This window comes from Pantoea sp. ME81 (genome assembly GCF_903970985.1).
Classification (GTDB): Bacteria; Pseudomonadota; Gammaproteobacteria; order Enterobacterales; family Enterobacteriaceae; genus Pantoea; species Pantoea communis.
Genome location: NZ_CAJCKS010000277.1, coordinates 1 through 4,419 on the forward strand (window position 1 = coordinate 1; position 4,419 = coordinate 4,419).

The following is a 4,419-nucleotide window of genomic DNA, read 5'->3' on the forward strand; positions in this document are numbered from 1 at the left end:
ATTGCGGCGATCGGCGTACTGGAACAGGTCAGGGTCGGCAAAGCACAGGGCGTGAGTGGCCACATCATTGCCTGCTTCGGCGATCCGGGTTTACTGGCCGCGCGAGAACTGGCCAACGGTCCGGTGATTGGTATTGCGGAAGCCGCCATGCACACGGCAACGCTGGTGGCGACGCGCTTTTCAATTGTCACCACGCTACCGCGCACCCTGGTGATTGCCCGCCATCTGCTGCAGCAGTATGGCTTTACCCATCATTGTGCGGCGTTGCACGCTATCGATCTCCCGGTGCTGGCGCTGGAAGATGGCAGCGGCGTGGCGCAGGAAAAAGTGCGCCAGCGCTGTATTCAGGCAAAACGCGAAGATGGCAGCGGCGCGATTGTGCTGGGCTGTGGCGGAATGGCCTCACTGGCGCAGGAGTTAACGAAAGAGTTGGGTCTGCCGGTGATTGATGGCGTGAGCGCTGCGGTAAAAATGGTGGAATCACTGGTGGCGCTGGGCTTTGGTACCAGCAAACACGGGGATTTAGATTACCCGATTGAAAAACCGCTCAGCGGCGCATTTCAGCACCTAAACTAAGGGCTGGTTGAGGACTGACTAAGGAATTTACAGAATGAGCGATGTATCTGAAAAGAAAGAGTACAGCTTCAACAAAAACTATCCGCGTGATCTGATTGGCTATGCGAACCATCCGCCGCACGCGCAGTGGCCGGGCAACGCCAAAGTGGCGGTGCAGTTTGTCCTCAATTACGAGGAAGGCGCAGAAAACAACGTGCTGCACGGCGATGCGGGCTCTGAACAATTCCTGTCCGATATCATTGGCGCCGCCAGTTACGCCGACCGCCATATGTCGATGGATTCCCTGTACGAGTACGGTTCGCGCGCCGGTTTCTGGCGCATTCACAACGAATTCCAGAAGCGCGGGTTGCCGCTGACGGTGTTTGGCGTGGCGATGGCGCTGGCGCGTCACCCGGAGATTGTGGAAGCGATCAAAGCCGCGGATTATGACGTGGTCAGCCACGGCTGGCGCTGGATCCATTATCAGTCGATGGATGCCAAAACCGAACGTCAGCACATGCAGCAGGCGGTGGATGTACTGCGCGATCTCTTTGGTAAAGCGCCAACCGGTTGGTATACCGGCCGCGACAGCCCCAACACCCGCCGCTTAGTCGTGGAGAACGGCGGCTTCAGTTATGACAGTGATTATTACGGCGACGATCTTCCGTTCTGGACGCAGGTGACGTGCCAGGATGGCACGGTGAAACCGCATCTGATCATTCCTTATACCCTGGAATGTAACGATATGCGCTTTGCCTCGCCGCAGGGCTTTAATACCGCTGAGCAGTTCTTTGTCTATCTGCGTGACACCTTTGATGTGTTGTATGAAGAGGGCGACACCGCGCCGAAGATGATGTCGATTGGCATGCACTGTCGACTGCTGGGCCGCCCGGGCAAATTCCGTGCCTTGCAGCGTTTCCTTGACCATATCCAGCAGCATGAGAATGTGTGGGTTTGTACGCGCCAGCAAATCGCCGATCACTGGATGGAGACGCACCCGGCTCCTGCTGTTTAACGACCAGCGATACTCCGCGCCGACACATTTGGCCGGTACGACATGAACTGTCGTACCGGCCCTGACCACGCGAGTTAAGTCATACTGACGAGCGCCGGTTTACCCCGCTAGCTCATTAAACTCACCTGCGCCGCGACAATCCGCCACCCATAAGGCATGCGCACCCATGTTTGCTGCTGGCGACCAATCTTCTCCACGCCCTCACGCGTAAACTCAGTGCTGCACACCGCGTAGTCATCTCCAAAGGTGGTGATCACCGTATTACGTAGCGTGCGCGCCAATCCCTTCGATGGACGGGCAGCGCGAAATGCACGGATCTCATCAATGCCATACAGATTTTCCCCTGCGCCCAAACGCACGGTGCGATCGTCGTGCCAAAACAATTCATCCAGCACATCCACATTGTTGCTGATCAGCGCTTCTTCATAGCGATAAAACGCAGCGGTCACCTCAGCCAGCACAGCAGGACGATCAATATGTTCAGGTGTCATGGTTACGCATCCATCAGGGTAGTTTGTGGCAGGGTCAACCCTTGCTGCTGCAGTGCCCAGGCGGCGCGCAGTGCAAGATGTTCTTTAAATGGTGCTGCGATTAACTGTAAGCCAATCGGTAAGCCGCTGGCAGTTTGCAAAGGCACGGTACAGACCGGCAAGCCGAGGAAGGAAATCGGCTGCGTTAACATGCCCATACTGGCGCGCGTCGGCAAATCCTGGCCGTTAATATGAATCGTCTCTTGCCCAATGGTGGTCGCGGTGCAAGGGGTCGCCGGTGCAATCAGGACATCGAATTGTTCAAACAGCGGCAACACCTGATGTTGGAAATGACGGCGGAAGCGCTGCGCTTGTACATACCACGCGGAAGGCAGCATCGCTCCGGCCAGCAGACGCTCGCGAGAGTTCGGTTCGAATTGCTCGGGCATATTGCGCAAAGCAGGTAGATAGTGATTGCCGCCTTCTGAGGCGGTGAGGATAAAGGCCGCTGAACGGGCAATTTCCGCGTTGGCTAACGTGACGGCTTCGCTGGCATCCAGCGCTTGTGCCACCACTTGCACGGCGGCACGCGCTTCTTCGCTGCACCAGGTCGAAAAGAAACCACCCAACACTGCACTACGTATGCCTTCTGCGCCTTTTACTAATCCGTCACTGGCCGGTTCCTTCGCCTGCGCTGCCTGGAAAGCATCGCTGGCATCGTGACCTTGCAGCGCATCGTACACCAGACTCAAATCTTCTACCGAGCGAGCAAACGGACCGATATGATCGAGGCTGGCGACAAAAGGATGGCTGCCACTGCGCGATAAGCGACCAAAGGTCGGTTTGAGTCCATAGATACCGCACAACGAGGCCGGCACGCGGATCGAACCATTGGTATCGGTGCCCAGTGAGAAGTGCACTAAGCCTGACGCGACAGCCGCCGCCGAGCCGCCTGAGGAACCACCGGCCACGCGGCTCAAATCGCGCGGATTATGGGTCGGGCCATAATGGGTGTTTTCGGTGGTAAAGCCGTAAGCGTAGGCATCCATATTCAGCATGCCGGAGAGCAGTGCACCGGACTGACGCAGTCGACTCACCGCCCACGCATCTTCGCGGGCCGCTGCACGTTCACTGAATAAGCTGGCACCAGCAAGGGTGCTGTGACCGGCGACATCAAACAGGTTTTTAACCGCATAAGGAATACCCGCCAGCACAGGCAATACTTCACCGCGCTGGCGTTGCAAATCGACCTGATCCGCCTCGCGCAACATACGCTGACCGGTGACTTCGGTCCACGCATTGAGTGCAGGATTGTGCTCTTCAATGGCGTTCAACGTCTGTTGCGCCACTTCACGGGCGCTAATATCACCTTGATTCAGCGCATGATTGAGCGCTTTGATGGATAACGATGCCAGTTTCATGGATGAAACACTCCTGCCACTTCCAGCCGGTCATCCAGCGGGAAAGCCATGAGCGGTTCAGCCATGGCGGCGATGCGATTGAACTGTACCAGCAATTCAGCGCGACGTGCTTCGTCCAGCTCCAGAGCCAGAATCTGTTCCATTTGAGCGATATAAGCCGCCCAGTCCGGTTGCGAATGCATGATGGTTTCCTTTAAAAGCCGGCTGCGCTGCCGTTGCTACGTGGATCGAAGGCACCTTCCAGCATGCCGTTATTGTGTCTGACGATGGCGCCAGCGTGGCCGACGACTTCGCTGAAATCAGGCAACAGCTCAACGTCATGACCGAGTTCGCGCAACTGCTGCACCGTTTCTGCTGACATGCGCGCTTCGAGTTTGAGAGAGTCAGAGGATTGTCCCCAGGTTCGCCCCAGCAACCAGCGCGGTGCACTGACCGCCTGTTGTAGTGGCTGTCCCTGAATCACGTGGCGGGTAAAAATCGCCGCCTGCGTTTGTGGTTGGCCATCGCCCCCCATTGATCCGTAAACCATCGTGCGGCCATCTTTAAGGCGCGCAGCCGCTGGATTTAAGGTGTGGAACGGTTGTTTACCGGGTTCCAGCGCCAGCAGATGGCCCGGTTGCAGGCTAAAGGCTGCACCGCGGTTTTGCCAGGTAATGCCTGTACCCGGTAACACGACGCCGCTGCCAAATTCGTGATAAATGCTCTGGATAAAGGAAACGGCCAGCCCGCTGCTGTCCATCACCCCCATCCATACGGTATCGCCAGGACCTCGCCCGGTTCCCCACGGCGCGGCTTGTTGGTCATTAATTTGCGTTGCCAGTGTGGAAAGATGATCGGTGTTCAGCAGGTCTTGCACATTGAAGTCGATATGGCGCGGATCGGTGATGTGTTCGTCGCGCAAGGCAAAGGCTTTTTTGGTGGCCTCAACAATGCGGTGCACAGTTTGTGCCTCATCCGC

General features: G+C 57.0%; 6 protein-coding genes. 2 read left to right on the forward strand and 4 right to left on the reverse strand.

Annotated features, from left to right (window positions below):
• Positions 1-576 (forward strand): aspartate/glutamate racemase family protein (locus H7A81_RS26050; protein WP_182059203.1); only part of this gene is annotated, 576 nt, incomplete at its 5' end.
• Positions 577-610: 34 nt separating this feature from the next.
• On the forward strand, positions 611-1,570 hold the full coding sequence (gene puuE / locus H7A81_RS26055; RefSeq protein WP_058961567.1) for an allantoinase PuuE: 960 nt from the start codon (positions 611-613) through the stop codon (positions 1,568-1,570).
• Between the two features lie 107 nt (positions 1,571-1,677).
• Here puuE and hpxZ read toward each other — a convergent pair whose 3' ends face one another.
• The 4 genes from hpxZ to H7A81_RS26075 all read right to left on the reverse strand — a co-directional run.
• Entirely contained in the window at positions 1,678-2,061 is a 384-nt protein-coding gene (gene hpxZ / locus H7A81_RS26060; protein ID WP_034825401.1) for an oxalurate catabolism protein HpxZ, read from the reverse strand.
• Between the two features lie 2 nt (positions 2,062-2,063).
• A complete protein-coding gene (locus H7A81_RS26065; protein ID WP_182059204.1) occupies positions 2,064-3,461 on the reverse strand; it encodes an AtzE family amidohydrolase in 1,398 nt (465 codons plus the stop codon).
• On the reverse strand, positions 3,458-3,643 hold the full coding sequence (gene hpxX, locus H7A81_RS26070; RefSeq protein ID WP_034825399.1) for an oxalurate catabolism protein HpxX: 186 nt from the start codon (positions 3,641-3,643) through the stop codon (positions 3,458-3,460). Before hpxX ends, H7A81_RS26065 begins: the two co-directional genes overlap by 4 nt.
• An 11-nt stretch (positions 3,644-3,654) precedes the next feature.
• A partial coding sequence (locus tag H7A81_RS26075) for a gamma-glutamyltransferase (RefSeq protein ID WP_182059205.1) occupies positions 3,655-4,419 on the reverse strand: 765 nt, incomplete at its 5' end.

What these genes read in the sequence shown, in the direction of transcription:
- puuE (WP_058961567.1), top strand. Translation starts at nt 611, where the DNA reads ATGAGCGATGTATCTGAAAAGAAAGAGTACAGCTTCAACAAAAACTAT.
- hpxZ (WP_034825401.1), bottom strand. Translation starts at nt 2,061, where the DNA reads ATGACACCTGAACATATTGATCGTCCTGCTGTGCTGGCTGAGGTGACC.
- H7A81_RS26065 (WP_182059204.1), bottom strand. Translation starts at nt 3,461, where the DNA reads ATGAAACTGGCATCGTTATCCATCAAAGCGCTCAATCATGCGCTGAAT.
- hpxX (WP_034825399.1), bottom strand. Translation starts at nt 3,643, where the DNA reads ATGCATTCGCAACCGGACTGGGCGGCTTATATCGCTCAAATGGAACAG.